Raw genomic sequence first — 18,983 nt, 5'->3', positions numbered from 1 at the left:
GTCCTAAAACGCTTCCATTCGTCACTGGCTGTTTTTTGCGTCCCCGACCGGGGGACTTATTCGCCCCACGAGCCTAGATCGAGTGGGAGAGAGAGCCCGGCCGCCGCGATGGTCGCACCGGCAACGGCGCGGCCACCTAGTGCGGGCCGCCCCTCCGGGGTGCCCCGCGCTCTACCGTTGCCCGTCCCTCCAGGACGCGCAACGCTCATAACGTGATCCGTCCCTTCGGGACGCATCACGCTCGCGAGGAAAGTCCCCCCACCTGTTCGGGCAGGTGACCGGACGCAAGTCCGGAGCGGGAGACCGCTGGCTCTGGAACAGAAACGACACGTCTCGGCCCGACCCATGACGCGTGCGAACCCGACCGAGAGGAAGGGGAGTTGACCCGCAGAGGGAACGCGTGGGCGCTTTGCGCCCACGTTACGTGAGGCGGTGGGAACCGCCGAACGGGCGAGCGGCGGACGCCGCGAGCCGTGTGCGGTCGTCAAACCGTGGTTCGAATCCACGGGTCACGAGCGCGGTTCGGAGCGCCCTCGGCGCGAGAACCGCGAACGTCGTGATCGACCGCACACCGACGGCCGAGGAGCGATGGAACGGCGAACCCTCACCGGTGCAAGTCCGCGCCGTGGTAGCCCGAACGCCCCGCGGCACCGCCGCGGACGGCGTGGACGCTCAGCCGAATGCCGGGCCGAACAGAAGGGGGCTTACTCCTCTCACCCAGTTTTCGCCCTCGAGCGGTCGCTATCCTCGCAGAAACTCCGACAGAAGTTATTTATTCGCTGTCACGCTTTGTTCTGATATGAACAGCCGCGAAGTCGTCGTCTATCTCGGGGCCATACTGCTGGCGTTTGTGGGGGTACTCGTGGCTGGTTTTGTGGCGTATGGCCTCGATTTCAACTCAGACATGGTGGAAATCGCAGTGGTACTCGTATTCTACGGGATCGCACTCGGCGGCGGCCATCTGTACCTCGCGCTCCGAAATGAGGGCAGCGACGTGCCACCGTCCGCACGATGGCGATATCTCGCGGTTCTCATCGTCCTCCTCGTCGCAGGTGCTGTACTCGCCGTTAACGGTGAGCAGACCATCGTAACGATCGAACTCAGGACGATCGGACGGGCCGTTATCGGCGTGACGATCGTCGGCTACGTCCTGACTGAAGCCGTCGACGGCTATCGGACAGTTCGCTCGAGTTGATTCGCCAATTTCCGCGGACAAGTTTCATCGACAGCAGCCGCTCGCTTCGCTCTCGAGTTGTCTCGGCAGAAACGCGTCCTGACGGAGTCCAACGCGAGCGTTAGCGAGCGTTGGGCACGTCAGGACCGAACGACGCAGCGAGTGCTGAACATCGTGAAGCACTCGTAAGGAGTGAGCGTCCTGACGGAGATTTGAACACGGGAAGACGGTCGGCCTCACTTCGCTCGGCCGCTGCGACTTCCCTGCTCAAATCTCCGTGTATGAGTTTCCTTCAGCACGAACCGCTCGCTACGCTCGCGGTTTTGTGCTGAAGAGAAACGTCCTGACGGAGATTTGAACTCCGGTCCCTGGCTCCGCAAGCCAAGAGGATAGTCCACTACCCTATCAGGACTCATCTCTTCATACCCCGGTGAACATTAAAGCCCTTTCGAAAGGACCCCGTCGTCGTCCCTGATTCACATGGTCTAAACGTGAAGGTTTATATACAGAACCGGGGCCAGTCGAGGGCGTGACTCCCCACTGGCACCCCCTCGAGCGAGCGGCCGGCCGCGGCGGTTCGACGCGATCAGAATCGACCGACGGAGCCGGATCGTCGGCAGCCGTCCGGCACCGGCCGGGACGCCGAATGGATAACGCTTATGCGCGGGCTACCCATGCACGAGCATAGAATGAGCGATATCGAGGGCGTATACGAGGACCTCGAGGCCGACGTCTCCCTCGAGGAGTTTCGCGAGGCCGTCGAGCAGAAAGTCGAGCAGATGGGTGGGCTCGCGGACGAGGAGACGGCGGCGATGCTCATCGCTCACGAGATCGGCGAGAGCGAAGTCGGCGGGATCGCCGACATCGAGCCCGGCATGGAGGAGGCGAAGTTCGTCGCCAAGGTGATCTCGATCGGCGAGAAACGAACGTTCGAACGTGACGGCGAGGACGAGGACGGCCAGGTCGTCAACGTCGAGGTCGCCGACGAGACCGGCTCGGTGCGGGCCGCGTTCTGGGACGACCACGCCGAGGCCGCGATCGGGGAACTCGAGGAGGGGCAGGTCCTCCGGATCAAGGGCCGTCCCAAGGAGGGCTTTAGCGGCGTCGAGGTCAGCGTCGACGACGTCGAACCCGACGACGACACCGAGGTCGAGGTGCAGGTTTCCGACACCTACGCCATCGAGGACCTCTCGCTTGGCCTCTCGAACGTCAATTTGGTCGGTCTGCTGCTCGATACCGACAGCGTCCGCACCTTCGACCGCGACGACGGCTCCGAGGGGAAGGTCTCGAACCTCGTGCTGGGCGATTCGACCGGCCGGATCCGCGTCACGCTGTGGGACGAACGGGCCGACCTCGCGACCGAACTCGAGGCCGGGACGACCGTCGAGGTCGTCGACGGCTACGTCAAGGAACGCGACGGCCAACTCGAGTTACACGTCGGCAACCGCGGTGCGGTCGAGGAAGTCGACGAGGAAGTCGAGTACGTCCCGGAGAGTACGCCCATCGAAGACGTCGAAATCGGTCAAACGGTTGATCTCGCTGGCGTCGTCCGTTCGGCCGACCCAAAGCGGACCTTCGACCGCGACGACGGCTCGGAGGGACAGGTCCGCAACATCCGGGTTCAGGACGCGACCGACGACATCCGCGTGGCGCTGTGGGGCGAGAAAGCCGACATCGATATCGGCCCCGGCGACGAGGTCGCCCTCGGCGATGTCGAGATTCAGGACGGCTGGCAGGACGACCTCGAGGCCTCCGCGGGCTGGCAGTCGACGGTGACGGTCCTCGAGTCCGACTCGGGGGCGGCCGGCGAGGAGGCCGACGGCTCGAGCGACGAGAACGCGGGGCTCTCCGCGTTCGCCGGCGACGGAAGCGCGGCCGAGGAGACCGCGGCCGACGGAACCGGCACGGCGGACTCAACCGGTGACGGCGACCCCGCCGATTCAGCGGCTAAAACCGCCGCCACCGACGGCGCTGCCGTCACCTCCGACGAGCCGACCGACGGCGAGGAACTCGAGTTCACGGGCGTCGTCGTGCAGGCCGGGAGCCCGGTCGTCCTCGATGATGGAGAGACGACCATGAGCGTCGCGACCGACGTCGACGTCGGGCTCGGCGAGGAGGTAACCGCCCGAGGGGTCGTCCGCGACGGCCGCCTCGAGGCAAACGACGTGTTCTGAGGTCGCGAGCAACCTCATCGAGCGCCTAGGAAAAGCGTTAAGGGAGTTAGCTTCGCCTATGAATATATGAACGTCGAACTCCCGTTCGCCCCGGTGGATACGATCATCCGGCGGAACGCGGGCGATCTTCGGGTGAGTGCCGACGCGTCGAAGGAACTCGCAACGCGGATCCAGGAACACGGGAGCGAACTCGCGATCGACGCCGCCGAGGAGGCGACGGCGGACGGGCGCAAGACGCTGATGGCCCAGGATTTCGGCGTCGAACGCGTCGTCGACAAGGACGACCTCGAGTTACCGGTCGCACCGGTCGACCGCATCGCCCGACTCGAGATCGACGACCGATATCGCGTCTCGATGGACGCCCGGGTGGCACTGGCCGACATTCTCGAGGACTACGCCGACAACGTCGCCCGCGCGGCGGCGATCCTCGCGCGCCACGCCGACCGGCGAACGATCACCGACGACGACATCGAGACCTACTTCTCGTTGTTCGAGTGAGCAGATGCAGTTCGGCTACAGCGAGATCTGTCTCGCACACGATCCCGGTTCGCGCCACCCCGAGTCGCCGGACCGGCTACGGGCGATCCGCAAACGGCTGCAGAAAAAACACGGCGTCGAGTACGTCGAGGCCGACCCCTGCGACCTCGATGCGATGGCGACCGTCCACGAGCGCGAGTACCTCGAGTCGGTCCGAGAGTTCTGTGCCGACGGCGGCGGCAGCTGGGACCCCGACACCACCGCCGTCGAGGAAACGTGGGACGCGGCCTCCCGGAGTGCGGGGTTAGCCTGTTGGGCCGCCGAAGAAGCCCTCGAGGGAGCGACGGGCCGCGAGACGCCCTTCTCGATCGGGCGTCCGCCGGGTCACCACGCGGTCTACGACAACGCGATGGGGTTTTGCTTCGTCAACAACGTCGCCGTCGCCGCCCAGCACGCACTCGATCACGACGCCTACGACGTCGATCGGGTCGCGATCCTCGACTGGGACGTCCACCACGGCAACGGCACGCAGGACATCTTCTACGACCGCGGTGACGTCTTCTTCGTCTCGCTCCACGAACAGGGGCTCTATCCTGGCTCCGGCGATATCGACGAGACCGGTGAGGGCGACGGCGAGGGGACGACGATGAACATTCCCATGCCGGCCGGTACCGACGACGGCGAGTATCTCGCCGCCGTCGACGGCCCCATTGCCGCCGCGCTCACCGACTTCGATCCCGACCTCCTGTTGATCAGCGCGGGCTTCGACGCCCACCGTCACGACCCTATCTCGCGGATCCGACTCTCGACGGAGGCCTATGCCCTGTTGAGCGACCGGGTTCGAACCCTCGCTGAAGATACCGACGCCGCGCTTGCTTTCATTCTCGAGGGAGGATACGGCCTGGACGTCCTCGCCGACAGCGTCGCGATGGTCCACGAGACCTTCGACGGCCGCGAACCGATCGAGCCCGACGACGAGCCCGACGACAACGCCGAATCGACCCTCGAGGATGTCCTCGAGGCACACGACCTCGACGTCGAACTGGACGATCACTACTAGCGATCCGGCTCAGGGTCGCGGCTCGAAATAGGCCGCGAGTTCCGCACCGAACGTCGCGATCAACGCCGTGACCTCCTTGCCGACCAGCACTTCGTACCCGTCCTCGAGCGTCGTCTCGACGTGTGCGCCCAGTCCCACGTCGAAGAGCCGGTCGCTCTCGAGGAACTCGCAGGCGGTCGTGAACTCCCGCTCGCGCTCGGTGACGTATCGGTCGTCCTCGATGAACGGGCCGTACGACTGGGGATCGTCCGCGTAGGCGCCGTAGAACCCGCCGGCATGGTCGCGAACGTGGACCGGTGGCCCCTCGTGGCGCTCGACTCCGGGCCGCTCGCTCACCGCGAGTTCGACGAAGACGACGGCGTCCCCGTCGGCCATCGTCGTCGCCCGGAAGACGTCGAACCCGCGCTCGTCGAGCCCTCGCGTGATCCCGTCCAGTGACTTCCGGAGCTGTGGATAGAGTTGGTCCTCGACGAGGTCCGGGGCGTCGAAACGGACGGCGACGGGAGTCGTCCCACGGCGCTCGAGGTGGTCGCGCAGCTCCGCTTCGGTCAGCGGCTCGGCCGTCTCCGGTTCGAACAACGCCGAACGCGGCGACTCGAGGAACGACCGGGCGTAGTGTTGGAACCGGGCGACGTTCGCCGCCGAACAGACGGCGGCGACGTTACGCTCCGGATCGGTCGGATCGATGATCACCAGCGGATCGTCGAACGTCTTCGTCCCGTGATCCTCGGGATCGAGTTCCACCGGCGGTCGCCAGTCCGCTGCGGCCTCGAGCAGCGGTCGAAAGCCGCCGTACTCGCACACGAGGAGTTCCGTAAGATAGCCGCTGAACCCGCGCGTTCGGAGGTCGCTTCCGTAGACGCCGATCCCCTTGAGGAACTGCTTCGTGAGCCGAACGTCCCCCGCAAGCTCGTCGTCGAGCCGTTGCTGGAGATACTGCGTATGAAACGGCGTGCGGTCGACGGCCGACCGAATCTCCGTCGCGGACTCGAGCCGGAAACACGGGACCACGTCGATATCGAACCCCTCGACCTCGCCTTTGACGTAGGGGTGTTCGGCGTACTCCTCGTGGCCCGACGGCAGGGTCGCGTGGCCGACCGCGAGGCCGTACTCCTCGAGGGTCTCACGGTCGAGTTCCGGCGGAAACCGAACGAAGATGTCGATGTCGCGATCGCCGGCGATCCAAGTGTTCCGGGCGGTCGAGCCGACCTGCAAGACGTCAGCCCCATCACAGCGATCGGTCGCCGCGGCCTCGGCCCGGTCGATGAGACGGTCGGCGACCTCGCGAAGCCGCGTCCGTTCCGCCTCGTCGGGGGTCACGCGATCACGAACCTCGGCGAGTACCGCCTCGAGATCGCGATCTCCGTCTCCATCCTCGGGTCCGTCCCGGTCAGCGTCCTCCTCGCTCATCGACCGAGCGTACTCGAGCAGTGCGTGAAAGGGTGTCGAACCCGCTGCAGGCAAAACGAAAGCCCTATCAAATACACCCGACTATCGGAGGATAGGCCGAAGTAGCTCAGATGGTAGAGCACCTCGCTGTTAACGAGGTTGTCCCAGGTTCGAGTCCTGGCTTCGGCGTCTTCTTCCCGACGCCGTGATCGATAGCATTGAGTCTCCTCGCAGGTCGTAGTCGCTCGCCGGAGCATGGCGCAGGGACACTCCCTGCGTCTCAGCGATGGCAGCCGATGCATGACCCTGCCTTCGGGGGAGGGATTAACCACCTCCGCCAGCCATGTGTACCTATGACCGCCGATCACGACGATCGCCGGAGTACCGACGACCACGGCCACGACCTCATCGACCCACTCCACGTCGGCATCGTTACCGTCTCGAGTTCGCGCGCACGCGAAGACGATCCCGACGACCCGGGCGGAGACACCATCCGTGACTGCTTCGAGGGCGACGGCCACGAGGTTCGAGCCCGACTACTGGTCCGGGACGACTACTCGGCGATCCGAACCGCCGTCCGGCGGCTGGTCGCCCGTCAGGACATCGACGTCGTCTGTACCACCGGCGGGACCGGTGTCACCGTCGACGACGTCTCGCCGGAGGCGACGTCGTCCCTATTCGAACGCGACCTGCCCGGCTTCGGTGAACTGTTCCGCTCGCTCTCCTGGGACGAAGTCGGCACGCGGGCGATGGCATCACGCGCGACCGCAGGCATCGCAGTCGACACGCCGGTCTTCTGTCTGCCCGGTAGCAAAAGCGCCTGCGAAACCGCCTGCGAGGAACTGATCGTGCCCGAAGCGCCACACCTCGCGGGACTGGCGACTCGCCATCGGACCGGGACGACCGATCAAACGCTCGCGGAGTACCGAGACGAGTAGCCGGCACGTCCACCGGGCAGTTGGGTCCCTTACGTTTCTCTCGAGCGGACCGGACAGCAAACGTTAATTAGTGCGCACGATTGGTCCCGACTGGAGGGCCCTTAGCTCAGTCCGGTGAGAGCGCTCGGCTCATAACCGAGTGGTCGATGGTTCGAATCCGTCAGGGCCCATGGTTTGAGAGAATTGGTGTAAGGGCCACTCTGAGGACAAAACGGCGCTTATTCTATTACAGAACACTTCGACCTGGTGAGAGCATCCCGAATGTGCAGGTTCCTGAGCCAGTGGAATGTGGCACTTCGTGTCTCGCACGACACACTTCTCTGGTACCAGATGTGAGAGATGAGTTCATCTGCTAACAGATTCCACAGGATTCTCAGTACCATTCTGCCAACGAATCCGAGTCAGATGAATTGAGAATACACCACTGCGACGAGGATTCCCAGGTTGGCGACGATGCCGGCGTAGGCGACTGTGTAGTCGAGAACTGTCAAGATCAGTGAAAAGAGCGCAACCAAGCCCACCAACAACGGCCAGTGGTCCCAGTCTACGAGTACTGCGCCGGCGGCGGCGACGAATCCGATGGCAGCCACTGCCCAGAGGATCCCGAACACACGCATACCCATGTCCCCTACGTTCACCGCACTGCCGAGGAGCGTCGTCTTGTATGGGAACTCGGCAACATCGGCGAGTCCGAGATACACGGCGGTGCCGAGAAGATGAACAATCCCATGTCCAACGAGGATGATCGATCCCACGTACGCCAGGAGGCCCCTCATGCCTGTAATTATACAGTGTCTCAGAATGATTGTTTCGATATATGAATATTTTCCCCGAATGCAACATCCCGTCACTGTCCGTGTTAAAGACCATGCTAGCGCACCGCGACGCCGATCGGAGCAACGACTGAGGTTGTGAGCGTGTCTCAGATACCGATTCCCCGCCCGTACCGTCTCGCATCGCTCGCGACGCTGGTGCTGACGACAGTTGCCACCAGCGTCGGACTGTTCGTCCCGAACTTCTACCGCGATCACCCCGTGTTGCTGCCCCAGATATACGGGCAAGACCTGTTAACGCTCATAGTTGGCGTCCCAGCTCTCGCTATCTCGCTGTACTACGCAAACCGTGGGTCGCTACGGGGCTACGTCATTTGGCTCGGCGTGACTGGCTACCTGTTGTATACCTACGCCTCGTACGCCTTCATGACCGCGTTCAACGAACTGTACCTCGTGTACACGACGTTGCTCTGGCTGACGCTGTTCACGTTCGTCGGTGGGATGGTTCGGCTCGACGCAGCAACGCTGAAACGCGACCTGGGCGAGGCGTCCGTTCGCCCCTACGTCGCCTTCCAGCTCTCGCTGGCCGTCTTGGTCTCGTTGCTATGGCTCTCGGAGATTTTGCCGGCGACCCTCGAGGGGACGTCACCGCTGGCCATCGCCGAGGCGGAACTCCCTACCGCAGTTATTTATTCGCTGGATCTGGGCATCATCGTCCCTGCATTTGTTCTGACAGCCTACTGGCTTTGGAACCGTCGGGCCTGGGCATACGCGTTCACCGCCGTTTTGCTCGTGAAGATCGCCACACTCGGTGGCGCCGTCCTCGCAATGATCGTTTTCATGACCCTCGAGGGGCAGGCTGTGCCGCTGCCCCAGATACTCATCTTCGGAACGCTAACAGCTATCAGTCTGTGGCTGATGGGTCGATTTCTGATGGCGATCGGTTCTGAGTCCAACCCGGTCCGGGCAAGAACATCGTAGATGGGCCTCCGGTATCCGACGACTGTCCGTGAAATACGCTTAAGACGCGGGCTGCGGTCCTGTACCTATACGATACGTACTATTCTCAAACGCATTATCAGGGTGTCCGTCGCTCTCGCCGGAACCGTCTGGCACCAGCATGAGACGGCCCGCCGCGTAGACGATGGCTACGAACTGATGCCCTGGTCCGGCTACTGGCGGAACTACGAGACACGAAACGGCATGACCGTGCCAACAGAGGGAGAGGTCGTTTGGTACCTTCCGGACGGTGACGTACACGCATGGCAGGGGAGAGTCACGGATATACAGTACGACGAACTTCTTTCCTGTCGTGGACGTAACCGATGACCCTGACCCTCTTTGCCTCGCCCGAATCCGATCCGGACAATGGCTCCCCTTCGTCCACCGACACTGCACGAGGCGGTCACAGCCCATGACGGGCTGTGAGCCGACTCGAACGGCACGGATCGGGCTGACGCGAAGCGAACTGTCTCCGATAGTTGATCGGCTCTTAGTATGAACGGCTGTCATTTCGGGGGAGATAATTGGAATACTGTCCCATAACCGTGTGTGGGACTCCCTCTCTGTGAAGTATCGGTTCGTAGGCCTTAAGTAGTAACCAGCGATTGTGAATATATACGAAGAAAGAGGCGGCGTGCGTGACGCACTCTGTCTCCACGGATGGTTCGAACCCGAAGGGGTTATGTACCCCGGACGGTCTACGAATACATCCGAAGGAAATGAGGATTCCACCCCTGCGGTCCGCCGTACAGATGGGATCTGATGTTAGCCTTGGTAGTTCGGTGACGCTCGATCGGTCAGACGACCGGCGTCAGCGAACGTGGACCCATGTGTGAGTGTGTACCAACATTCACCGCCAAACAGACCCTCCCCAGCTGGGGAGATCAGATAGCATTCCGGTTGATCCTGCCGGAGGTCATTGCTATTGGAGTCCGATTTAGCCATGCTAGTTGCACGAGTTTAGACTCGTAGCAGATAGCTCAGTAACACGTGGCCAAACTACCCTATGGATCCGAATAACCTCGGGAAACTGAGGCTAATTCGGAATACGATTCATCACCTAGAGTGGTGTGAATCCGAAACGCTCCGGCGCCATAGGATGTGGCTGCGGCCGATTAGGTAGACGGTGGGGTAACGGCCCACCGTGCCCATAATCGGTACGGGTTGTGAGAGCAAGAGCCCGGAGACGGTATCTGAGACAAGATACCGGGCCCTACGGGGCGCAGCAGGCGCGAAACCTTTACACTGCACGAAAGTGCGATAAGGGGACTCCAAGTGCGAGGGCATATAGTCCTCGCTTTTTGCGACCGTAAGGTGGTCGCGGAATAAGTGCTGGGCAAGACCGGTGCCAGCCGCCGCGGTAATACCGGCAGCACGAGTGATGACCGCTATTATTGGGCCTAAAGCGTCCGTAGCTGGCCATGCAAGTCCATCGGGAAATCCGCGCGCTTAACGCGCGGGCGTCCGGTGGAAACTGCATGGCTTGGGACCGGAAGACCAGAGGGGTACGTCCGGGGTAGGAGTGAAATCCCGTAATCCTGGACGGACCACCGGTGGCGAAAGCGCCTCTGGAAGACGGATCCGACGGTGAGGGACGAAAGCTCGGGTCACGAACCGGATTAGATACCCGGGTAGTCCGAGCTGTAAACGATGTCTGCTAGGTGTGGCACAGGCTACGAGCCTGTGCTGTGCCGCAGGGAAGCCGTGAAGCAGACCGCCTGGGAAGTACGTCCGCAAGGATGAAACTTAAAGGAATTGGCGGGGGAGCACTACAACCGGAGGAGCCTGCGGTTTAATTGGACTCAACGCCGGACATCTCACCAGCATCGACAATGTGCAGTGAAAGTCAGGTTGATGACCTTACTGGAGCCATTGAGAGGAGGTGCATGGCCGCCGTCAGCTCGTACCGTGAGGCGTCCTGTTAAGTCAGGCAACGAGCGAGACCCGCACTCCTAATTGCCAGCAACACCTAGCGGTGGTTGGGTACATTAGGAGGACTGCCAGTGCCAAACTGGAGGAAGGAACGGGCAACGGTAGGTCAGTATGCCCCGAATGTGCTGGGCGACACGCGGGCTACAATGGCCGAGACAGTGGGATGCAACCCCGAAAGGGGGCGCTAATCTCCGAAACTCGGTCGTAGTTCGGATTGAGGGCTGAAACTCGCCCTCATGAAGCTGGATTCGGTAGTAATCGCGCCTCAGAAGGGCGCGGTGAATACGTCCCTGCTCCTTGCACACACCGCCCGTCAAAGCACCCGAGTGGGGTCCGGATGAGGCCGACGCAACGTCGGTCGAATCTGGGCTCCGCAAGGGGGCTTAAGTCGTAACAAGGTAGCCGTAGGGGAATCTGCGGCTGGATCACCTCCACAGACCGGGACTGGGGCGTCGCCCCAGCCTACCTTGACTCGTAGCATTCGTGCTACGTAGTCCACGTTCGATCGACCCACGTCGTGGCCGATCGGGCACCTTTGAACTACCAAGGCTAACGCTTCACGCTCTGTCCGCCCTTGTGGCGGACGTGGGCCCATAGCTCAGTGGTAGAGTGCCTCCTTTGCAAGGAGGATGCCCAGGGTTCGAATCCCTGTGGGTCCATGTCTCGGAGGAAATCACAGATCGTGCCCCTTAAGTGGGAGACGACCCGAGGATTGAATCCGAACGAACCGATGCACCACCCCGCGCAAGTGCGGGTGGGAAGGGTTAATGCAGGCCGGCCGTCTACCGGCGTGCAGATGAGACCGTGTGTACGTGTAGTCCAGGCGTCCACTGGACCCGTTCCCGGGTCACGATGTTGCGACTCTGTCGCAACGCCGATCCGATGAACGTGGCTACTGTGCCAGCTGGTGGATCGCTCGGCTTGAGAGCTGAAGAAGGACGTGCCAAGCTGCGATAAGCCCAAGGGAGCCGCACGGAGGCAAAGAACTTGGGATCTCCGAATGGGAATCCCCACCGCAATTGCTTCGCGCAATGGGGAACGTCGAGAATTGAAACATCTTAGTATCGACAGGAAAAGAAAGCAAACGCGATGTCGTTAGTAATGGCGAATAAACGCGACACAGTCCAAACCGAAGCCTTCACGGGCAATGTGGTGTTCGGACTGACGATCACTTCCCGAACGGCGACGCGAAGTCTCTTGGAATAGAGTACGAAACAGGGTGACAGTCCCGTACCGTCGACAAGTAAGGAACGAGTCAGCTCCAGAGTATCGGGGGTTGGATATCCCTCGTGAATATCGCGGGCATCGACCGCGAAGACTAAACACTCCTCAAGACCGATAGCGAACAAGTAGCGTGAGCGAACGCTGAAAAGCACCCCACGAAGGGAGGTGCAATAGGGCGTGAAATCAGTTGGCGATGGAGCGACAGGGCACACAAGGTCCCGGACAAAATGAATCAGGTGCGAACCTGTAGTAAGAAGTTTGGGAAGCCGGTGTTCTGTCGTACGTTTTGAAAAACGAACCAGGGAGTGTGCCTGTTTGACGAGTCTAACTCGATCATCGAGGAAGGCGAAGGGAAACCGACATGGCCGCAGTGCTTTGCACGAGGGCCGCCGTGTTCAAGCGCGGGGAGTCAAACGGGCACGACCCGAAACCGGACGATCTAGGCGTGGGCAAGGCGAAGCGTGCCGAAAGGCACGTGGAGGCCTGTTAGAGTTGGTGTCCTACAATACCCTCTCGTGACCTACGTCTAGGGGTGAAAGGCCCATCGAGTCCGGAAACAGCTGGTTCCAACCGAAACATGTCGAAGCATGACCTCTGCCGAGATAGTTCATGGGGTAGAGCGACGGATTGGGGGATCGCACTCCGAGAGGAGTGTGCCCCCCTGTCCAACTCCGAACCTATGAACGTCGTTTGACGCAGGGAGTCCGGTGCACGGGGTAAGCCTGTGTACCGTGAGGGAGACAACCCAGAGCTGGGTTAAGGTCCCCAAGTGTAGACTAAGTGCGATCGAAGGTGGTCTCAAGCCCTAGACAGCCGGGAGGTGAGCTTAGAAGCAGCTACCCTCTAAGAAAAGCGTAACAGCTTACCGGCCGAGGTTTGAGGCGCCCAAAATGATCGGGGCTCAAGTCTACCACCGAGACCTAGCAGCACCACTGATACTGGTGATCTCGTAGGTTGGCGTTCTGTTCGGGTGGAAGCACGGTCGAGAGATCGTGTGGACCGTTCAGTAACGAAAATCCTGGTCATAGTAGCAGCGTTAGTCGGGTTAGAACCCCGACGGCCGAACGAGTAAGGGTTCCTCAGCAATGCTGATCAGCTGAGGGTTAGCCGGTCCTAAGTCAGCCCGTAAGTCGAAGCTGACAACAGGGAAATAGGTTAATATTCCTATGCCAGTGTGTACTCAAAGCCAACGCTTTGGGGCCGCCTCTGCCGGGCTTTCGCCCGGTCGAACTATCGAAGTTCGTGGAAGCCGTAATGGCACGAAGCGACCGAATGATAGGATAGCGCAAGAGAGGTCAACCTAGAGCCCGTGAAAAGGCAAACACACTGTCCGTACCGAGATCCGACACAGGTACTCGTGGCGGCGAAAGCCAAGGTCTGTCGGGAGCAACCGACGTTAGGGAATTCGGCAAGTTAGTCCCGTACGTTCGCAATAAGGGATGCCTGCCCTGCAATGGGGCAGGTCGCAGTGACTCGGGCGCTCCGACTGTCTAGTAACAACATAGGTGACCGCAAATCCGTAAGGACTCGTACGGTCACTGAATCCTGCCCAGTGCAGGTATCTGAACACCCCGTACAAGGGGACGAAGGACCTGTTAACGGCGGGGGTAACTATGACCCTCTTAAGGTAGCGTAGTACCTTGCCGCTTCAGTAGCGGCTTGCATGAATGGATCAACGAGAGCGCCACTGTCCCAACGTTGGGCCCGGTGAACTGTACGTTCCAGTGCGGAGTCTGGAGACCCCCAAGGGGAAGCGAAGACCCTATAGAGCTTTACTGCAGGCTGTCACTGAGACGTGGTCGCCATTGTGCAGCATAGGTAGGAGCCGCTACACAGGTACCCGCGCTAGCGGGCCACCGAGGCAGCATTGAAATACTACCCGATGGTGACTGCGACTCTCACTCCTGGCGGAGGACACTGGTAGCCGGGCAGTTTGACTGGGGCGGTACGCGCCTGAAAAGATATCGGGCGCGCCCCAAGATTTCCTCATCCGCGTCGGAGACGCGGAAAAGAGCGCAAGAGCAAACGGAAGTCTGACAGTGTCCGGCACAACGACGGACGCTGACGCGAAAGCGTGGTCTAGCGAACCAATTAGGCTGCTTGATGCGGCCAATTGCTGACAGAAAAGCTACCTTAGGGATAACAGAGTCGTCACCCGCAAGAGCACATATCGACCGGGTGGCTTGCTACCTCGATGTCGGTTCCCTCCATCCTGCCCGTGCAGAAGCGGGCAAGGGTGAGGTTGTTCGCCTATTAAAGGAGGTCGTGAGCTGGGTTTAGACCGTCGTGAGACAGGTCGGCTGCTATCTATTGGGGGTGTTACGGTATCTGACGGGAACGTTCGTATAGTACGAGAGGAACTACGAATGGGTGCCACTCGTGTACCGGCTGTCCGAAAGGGCACGTGCCGGGCAGCGACGCACCACGGGGTAAGAGCTGAACGCATCTAAGCTCGAAACCCACCTGAAAAAGAGATACCACTGAGATCACTCGTAGAAGACGAGTTCGATAGACTCGGGGTGTACGCACCAAGGCAACGAGGTGTTGAGCCCGCGAGCACTAATCGATCGAGCCACACATTCATACTACATCGCATTGGATCCGTGACGCGTGAACGGGTCCGGACGCAAACTGGACTACACGTACACTCGGTCTTGGAGAGACCACCGATATTGGCATGATCGCGGTTCGATTCCGTGAATCGGCGTTACGGCGGCCATAGCGGCGAGGTGCCTCCCGTACCCATCCCGAACACGGAAGATAAGCTCGCCTGCGTTTCGGTCAGTACTGGAGTGGGCGACCCTCTGGGAAATCTGATTCGCCGCCACCATTCATATCGGCCAATAGAGCCGAAATATACCGATCGTGGTCTGACGGCGGTTCGATTCCGCCGGTCGGCATTACAGCGGCCATAGTGGCGAGGTGCCTCCCGTACCCATCCCGAACACGGAAGATAAGCTCGCCTACGTTACGGTCAGTACTGGAGTGGGCGACCCTCTGGGAACCCCGTTTCGCCGCTTCCATTCATACTTCAACCCGCATAGTCGCTACTATGCGGGTTTTCGTATTTATTGTCGCACACTCTATGCTATTTGTATCTGAGAGAAGAGAAATCGCTGTTGGCTAACTCAGACGAGGTCGATGATATTCCCGTTCGAGGTGACGTGCAGATCCCGTCCGAGCTTGTACCCCTGATTAGAGGCCAGATCGACGTATCCCGAGAAGCCGCTCATGTTCTGGTGGGCCGGAATTACGTGTTCAGGCTGCAACTCATCGAGCATCTCGTAGTGACCCTCCTGACAGAGGTGCCCCGAGACGTGAATATCGTCGTAGATGCGCGCACCTTGCATGCGGAGGAGTTTCTCGGCCTGGTAGCGCTGGCCCTCGTTGGTCGGCTCCGGAATGACTCGTGCCGAGAAGACGACCTTGTCACCGTCTTCCAGTTCGTAGGGTGTCTCGCCGCGGCCCATGCGGGTGAGGGTCGCACGCGGTTCGCCCTGATGTCCAGTGACGACAGGCAGGAAGTTCTCCTTGCCCTCGTTCATGATCCGCTCGAACGTCTGCTCGATGGATTGGCGGTAGCCGACCATCTCGACATCGGACGGGAAGTCGATCCCGATTTGTTTCGCGGTGCCGGAGTACGTCTCCATCGAGCGGCCCAGCAGAATCGGCTGCCGACCGATATCTCGAGCGAACTCGATGAGAGACTTCACGCGCGCGATGTGACTCGAGAACGTCGTCGCGACGATGCCGCCGTCGTAGTCCTCCATGCTGTAGAGGACGTCGCGGAGGTGTTCGCGGGCGACGCTTTCGGAGGGCGTTCGGCCCTTCTTGTTCGCGTTGGTACAGTCCTCGATGTAGGCGAGGACGCCCTCGCCCTCGCGGCCGATCTCGCGGAACCGCTCCATGTCGATCGGATCGCCGATGACGGGGGTGTGGTCCATCCGTTTGTCCAGCCCGTAGACGACGGCGCCTTCGGGCGTGTGGAGGACGGGATTGATCGCGTCGACGATGGAGTGGGTGACGTTGACGAACTCGAGGTCGAGGACGCCGCTGTCGCCGATCGAGGTCGTCTCGCCGGGATCCATCGCGATCAGTTCGTTGTCGGCGTCGAACTTGCCTTCCTCCTCGAGTTCGCCTTTGACCAGCTCGAGCGTGAACGGGGAGGCGATGATGGGGGCGTCGTACCGGTGTGCGAGTTTGCTGATCGCACCGATGTGGTCGAGGTGACCGTGGGTCGGCACGATCGCCTGGACGTCGCCCTCGAGGTCGCTCATGATCCGATCGTCCGGAATGGCACCCATGTCGATCAGATCGAGACTGTGCATCCCTTCGGTTCGGATGTTGTCGTGAATGAGTACCTTCGACAGGTTCAGGCCCATGTCGAAGATCACGATGTCGTCGCCAGCGCGGACAGCCGTCATCTGTCGGCCGACTTCCTCGTAACCGCCGATCGTCGCAATTTCGATTTCCATTGGTGGGACCGATCAGAGCAGTCCTGTGGACAGTCACGCGGCCAGAACGGCCGCCGGACGGATGTGCTGCACGGCGAGAACCGGCGTCGATCACGTCTCGGGCGGCCGAACCGATATCCGGCCCCGACTGCGCCACGGACAGCGCCTTTTTCGGATAGTATAGCAACCGCTCTCCCGACGTAAGTAGCCCCGGGTTTCAGCGAGCGAGAGAGCGATCAGCCGGGGGTCGATTGGTGTGAAAACGGGTAGTCGCGGGAGCCGGGAACCGAGACGCGACGGTGAATCGCATCGGCACCACGTTTTGGGTCGGATGGCGGCTCGAGGCGGTGCTGACTGGGTCGAGCGGGATGGTCGGGACAAGGGCCTATTCGGTACTCGTGGCGTCGGGTGGTTGCCGTCCGTGGCGGCCCCGTGGTATCGACCTCGTGTGGCGGTCGGCGGAGCTTAGTCGCTGATATACTGTTGCTCCCACTCGCGGCGTCGTTCGATGGCTTGTTGGCCGCTGTCGCTGATCTCGTAGTAGTTCGTCCGGCGGTCGAGTTGCCCTTTCTCGACGAGGTCCTTGTTGACGAGCGTATCGAGGTTCGGATACAGCCGCCCGTGATTTATTTCGCTGTTGTAGTACGTTTCGACTTCGTCTTTGACGTCTTGGCCGGACGGCTGATCGGCCCCCGCGATCACGTACAGAAGGTCTCGTTGAAACCCAGTCAGATCGTCCATTGTGTACTCGGGTGGACGAACGGGAATCCGACTATTTGTTATCGATTTCGTATCAACCGTTCCGAAGTCGTTTCGGGCAACTAATTGAGGCTCTCGGATCGATGGGTCCGATTTCACTCGGTAACGACTGACTATATCCGAACGACGAGGGAGTCGTTCGCCGAGTAAGAGAGAACGCAGTCGCTCAAGCGTCTGCGTTCCGAAGAATGGTATTCGAACTGTGAAACCCGTTACCGAACGCAAGTAGCCGTATTACAGGCGGGTGACGTTGGTGGCGCGGGGGCCCTTGGGGGCCTGTTCGATGTCGAATTCGATCTCTGTGCCTTCTTCGAGGTCCGGACCGCCAACGTCTTCCATGTGGAAGAAAACGTCATCGTCCGCGTCGTCAGTCTCGATGAAACCGTAGCCGCCTGTGTCGTTGAAGAAATCAACGTTTCCTTTCGCCATTGCAATTCCAGAGAGACCCGCGATGCGTATAACAGTTGTGCAATTATTCCGCAGCCGAAAGAAAAATACTGAGCTATAATTGGAAACGGGTGACGAGCGAACTGCAGAGAAACGGTGGAACCTGTTTTTCTCGAGTGGTGCGTGGCGGAATCGGACGGAAACCCACGGAACAGCTCTCCAACTGGATGTACTTCCCAACTGTCCCCGTAGTCGTCGGTTAAATACGTCTCGAGAGTTCGTGACGTCGTCGATGTCGTTGGGTCCGATTCGAATCGGAGTGACCGTCCGTCAAGAACGCCTTCGGACCGCTTTCCCCTCGAGGGCGTGCGTTCGATGGAGGGTCGAACAGTGGACGCGGGTTATCGTCGATGCGTCCGACCGCCGTTCGAGGCGACGGACGGCGATCACGGCAGCGAAGTAGCATCGTTTAGGTGAGTCCGACGGATACGCGGCGGCATGAGTCAGGAACGATCCACGGGTGTCCCAACGGCTGCCCAGGTCGCGTTGATCGGTCTCTTCGTGGCGGCGCTCGTCACCGCACAGTTGACTGCCTCGAAGGTATTGGCCTTCGAACTACCCGTCGCGATCCCGATCACCGGGGCACAGCTCGCGTTGCCGGGGGCCGCGCTCGCCTACGCACTGACGTTTCTCGCGAGCGACTGTTACACCGAACTGTACGGTCGCCGCGCCGCACAGGTGCTGGTCAACGTCGGCTTCGTGTTGAACTTCGTCGTTCTCGCGCTGGTCTGGTCGACGATCGCCGCGCCCGCCGCCCCCTCGAGCGTCGATCCGGGCGCGTTCGAGACCGCGCTGGGGGCGTCGACGAACGTGGTACTGGGGAGCCTCCTGGCCTACGTCGTCAGTCAGAACTGGGACGTTCTCGTCTTCCATCGAATTCGCGAGTACACCGGCCCCGAGAAGCTCTGGCTTCGGAACATCGGGTCGACGGCCTCCAGTCAGGCCATCGATACCGTCATCTTCGTCGTCGTCGCGTTCGCCGTTGCACCCGCCGTCCTCGGCGTCGGGACGGTCCTCACGCCCGACCTCTTGCTCTCGTTGATCGTCGGCCAGTACCTGCTGAAACTCGCAATCGCCTTCCTGGACACCCCGATCGTCTACGCCATCGTCTCGCTCGTGCGTTCGCGCGAGGGGGTCCCGGCCGAGGACGCCAGCACCGCCTGATCGTTCGCGGCTCGCA

General features: G+C 61.0%; 13 protein-coding genes, 4 tRNA genes and 4 rRNA genes. 15 read left to right on the top strand and 6 right to left on the bottom strand.

Features of this window, described 5'->3' with window-relative positions; genetic code table 11:
- The first annotated feature begins 556 nt into the window (after positions 1-556).
- The gene (locus tag NATPE_RS23580) at positions 557-1,195 is read left to right on the top strand and encodes a hypothetical protein (RefSeq protein ID WP_449406624.1); all 639 of its coding nucleotides are present in this window, start codon (positions 557-559) and stop codon (positions 1,193-1,195) included.
- Between the two features lie 318 nt (positions 1,196-1,513).
- Here the strand turns inward: NATPE_RS23580 and NATPE_RS16265 are convergent.
- Positions 1,514-1,586: transfer RNA gene (locus NATPE_RS16265), tRNA-Arg, on the bottom strand.
- A 277-nt stretch (positions 1,587-1,863) separates the two neighbouring features.
- Here NATPE_RS16265 and NATPE_RS16260 point away from each other — a divergent pair.
- From NATPE_RS16260 to NATPE_RS16250, 3 genes are all read left to right on the top strand, one after another.
- Complete coding sequence (locus NATPE_RS16260; RefSeq protein ID WP_006182679.1) at positions 1,864-3,348, top strand: single-stranded DNA binding protein; 1,485 nt, start codon at positions 1,864-1,866, stop codon at positions 3,346-3,348.
- A 66-nt stretch (positions 3,349-3,414) separates the two neighbouring features.
- The gene (locus NATPE_RS16255; protein ID WP_006182678.1) at positions 3,415-3,846 is read left to right on the top strand and encodes a histone family protein; all 432 of its coding nucleotides are present in this window, start codon (positions 3,415-3,417) and stop codon (positions 3,844-3,846) included.
- Positions 3,847-3,850: 4 nt separating this feature from the next.
- Positions 3,851-4,885 (top strand): histone deacetylase family protein, encoded by a 1,035-nt coding sequence (locus tag NATPE_RS16250; RefSeq protein WP_006182677.1) that lies wholly within the window; start codon positions 3,851-3,853, stop codon positions 4,883-4,885.
- A gap of 9 nt (positions 4,886-4,894) precedes the next feature.
- Here the strand turns inward: NATPE_RS16250 and cca are convergent, their stop codons facing one another.
- On the bottom strand, positions 4,895-6,295 hold the full coding sequence (cca, locus tag NATPE_RS16245) for a CCA tRNA nucleotidyltransferase (RefSeq protein WP_006182676.1): 1,401 nt from the start codon (positions 6,293-6,295) through the stop codon (positions 4,895-4,897).
- A gap of 95 nt (positions 6,296-6,390) precedes the next feature.
- Between cca and NATPE_RS16240 the strand changes: the two genes are divergently transcribed.
- The 3 genes from NATPE_RS16240 to NATPE_RS16230 all read left to right on the top strand — a co-directional run bounded on the left by NATPE_RS16240 (position 6,391) and on the right by NATPE_RS16230 (position 7,382).
- A tRNA-Asn gene (locus NATPE_RS16240) sits at positions 6,391-6,463 on the top strand.
- A 164-nt stretch (positions 6,464-6,627) separates the two neighbouring features.
- A complete protein-coding gene (locus tag NATPE_RS16235; RefSeq protein ID WP_006182675.1) occupies positions 6,628-7,212 on the top strand; it encodes a MogA/MoaB family molybdenum cofactor biosynthesis protein in 585 nt (194 codons plus the stop codon).
- A gap of 95 nt (positions 7,213-7,307) precedes the next feature.
- Positions 7,308-7,382, top strand: a tRNA-Ile gene (locus NATPE_RS16230).
- A gap of 231 nt (positions 7,383-7,613) precedes the next feature.
- On the opposite strand, the gene NATPE_RS16225 is transcribed toward NATPE_RS16230, so the two are convergent.
- Positions 7,614-7,988 (bottom strand): hypothetical protein, encoded by a 375-nt coding sequence (locus NATPE_RS16225; protein WP_006182674.1) that lies wholly within the window; start codon positions 7,986-7,988, stop codon positions 7,614-7,616.
- Between the two features lie 135 nt (positions 7,989-8,123).
- Between NATPE_RS16225 and NATPE_RS16220 the strand changes: the two genes are divergently transcribed.
- From NATPE_RS16220 to rrf (NATPE_RS16195), 7 genes are all read left to right on the top strand, one after another.
- The gene (locus NATPE_RS16220; protein WP_006182673.1) at positions 8,124-8,966 is read left to right on the top strand and encodes a hypothetical protein; all 843 of its coding nucleotides are present in this window, start codon (positions 8,124-8,126) and stop codon (positions 8,964-8,966) included.
- Positions 8,967-9,314 carry a DUF6920 family protein gene (locus tag NATPE_RS23390; RefSeq protein ID WP_338047147.1) on the top strand — a complete coding sequence of 116 codons (348 nt, stop codon included), beginning with the start codon at positions 8,967-8,969 and terminating at the stop codon, positions 9,312-9,314.
- A gap of 566 nt (positions 9,315-9,880) precedes the next feature.
- A 16S ribosomal RNA gene (locus NATPE_RS16215) occupies positions 9,881-11,353 on the top strand.
- 153 nt (positions 11,354-11,506) lie between these two features.
- A tRNA-Ala gene (locus NATPE_RS16210) sits at positions 11,507-11,578 on the top strand.
- 224 nt (positions 11,579-11,802) lie between these two features.
- Positions 11,803-14,724: ribosomal RNA gene (locus NATPE_RS16205) — 23S ribosomal RNA — on the top strand.
- Positions 14,725-14,851: 127 nt separating this feature from the next.
- Positions 14,852-14,973, top strand: a 5S ribosomal RNA gene (rrf, locus tag NATPE_RS16200).
- A gap of 71 nt (positions 14,974-15,044) precedes the next feature.
- A 5S ribosomal RNA gene (gene rrf / locus NATPE_RS16195) occupies positions 15,045-15,166 on the top strand.
- The 16S, 23S and 5S rRNA genes sit together here with 1 tRNA gene alongside, the layout of an rRNA operon.
- 105 nt (positions 15,167-15,271) lie before the next feature.
- Here rrf (NATPE_RS16195) and NATPE_RS16190 read toward each other — a convergent pair.
- The 3 genes from NATPE_RS16190 to NATPE_RS16180 form a co-directional block, all read right to left on the bottom strand.
- Positions 15,272-16,618: a ribonuclease J gene (locus NATPE_RS16190; protein ID WP_006182672.1), complete on the bottom strand. Its 1,347-nt coding sequence runs from the start codon at positions 16,616-16,618 to the stop codon at positions 15,272-15,274.
- Positions 16,619-17,062: 444 nt separating this feature from the next.
- Positions 17,063-17,338, bottom strand: coding sequence for a PadR family transcriptional regulator (locus NATPE_RS16185; protein ID WP_006182671.1), 276 nt, complete (start codon positions 17,336-17,338; stop codon positions 17,063-17,065).
- Positions 17,339-17,590: 252 nt separating this feature from the next.
- Positions 17,591-17,785 (bottom strand): cold-shock protein, encoded by a 195-nt coding sequence (locus NATPE_RS16180; RefSeq protein WP_006182670.1) that lies wholly within the window; start codon positions 17,783-17,785, stop codon positions 17,591-17,593.
- A gap of 456 nt (positions 17,786-18,241) precedes the next feature.
- On the opposite strand from NATPE_RS16180, the gene NATPE_RS16175 reads away from it, so the two are divergent.
- The gene (locus NATPE_RS16175) at positions 18,242-18,967 is read left to right on the top strand and encodes a queuosine precursor transporter (protein WP_006182669.1); all 726 of its coding nucleotides are present in this window, start codon (positions 18,242-18,244) and stop codon (positions 18,965-18,967) included.
- Positions 18,968-18,983: the final 16 nt, after the last annotated feature.

This window comes from Natrinema pellirubrum DSM 15624 (assembly GCF_000230735.2).
Classification (GTDB): domain Archaea; phylum Halobacteriota; class Halobacteria; order Halobacteriales; family Natrialbaceae; genus Natrinema; species Natrinema pellirubrum.
Note: the sequence above shows the minus strand (reverse complement) of the source record. Positions and strands in the feature narration are given on the sequence as shown.

Coding starts and splice junctions, on each gene's coding strand:
- NATPE_RS16260 (WP_006182679.1), top strand. CDS start 1,864: ATGAGCGATATCGAGGGCGTATACGAGGACCTCGAGGCCGACGTCTCC.
- NATPE_RS16255 (WP_006182678.1), top strand. CDS start 3,415: ATGAACGTCGAACTCCCGTTCGCCCCGGTGGATACGATCATCCGGCGG.
- NATPE_RS16250 (WP_006182677.1), top strand. CDS start 3,851: ATGCAGTTCGGCTACAGCGAGATCTGTCTCGCACACGATCCCGGTTCG.
- cca (WP_006182676.1), bottom strand. CDS start 6,295: ATGAGCGAGGAGGACGCTGACCGGGACGGACCCGAGGATGGAGACGGA.
- NATPE_RS16235 (WP_006182675.1), top strand. CDS start 6,628: ATGACCGCCGATCACGACGATCGCCGGAGTACCGACGACCACGGCCAC.
- NATPE_RS16225 (WP_006182674.1), bottom strand. CDS start 7,988: ATGAGGGGCCTCCTGGCGTACGTGGGATCGATCATCCTCGTTGGACAT.
- NATPE_RS23390 (WP_338047147.1), top strand. CDS start 8,967: ATGGGCCTCCGGTATCCGACGACTGTCCGTGAAATACGCTTAAGACGC.
- NATPE_RS16190 (WP_006182672.1), bottom strand. CDS start 16,618: ATGGAAATCGAAATTGCGACGATCGGCGGTTACGAGGAAGTCGGCCGA.
- NATPE_RS16185 (WP_006182671.1), bottom strand. CDS start 17,338: ATGGACGATCTGACTGGGTTTCAACGAGACCTTCTGTACGTGATCGCG.
- NATPE_RS16180 (WP_006182670.1), bottom strand. CDS start 17,785: ATGGCGAAAGGAAACGTTGATTTCTTCAACGACACAGGCGGCTACGGT.
- NATPE_RS16175 (WP_006182669.1), top strand. CDS start 18,242: ATGAGTCAGGAACGATCCACGGGTGTCCCAACGGCTGCCCAGGTCGCG.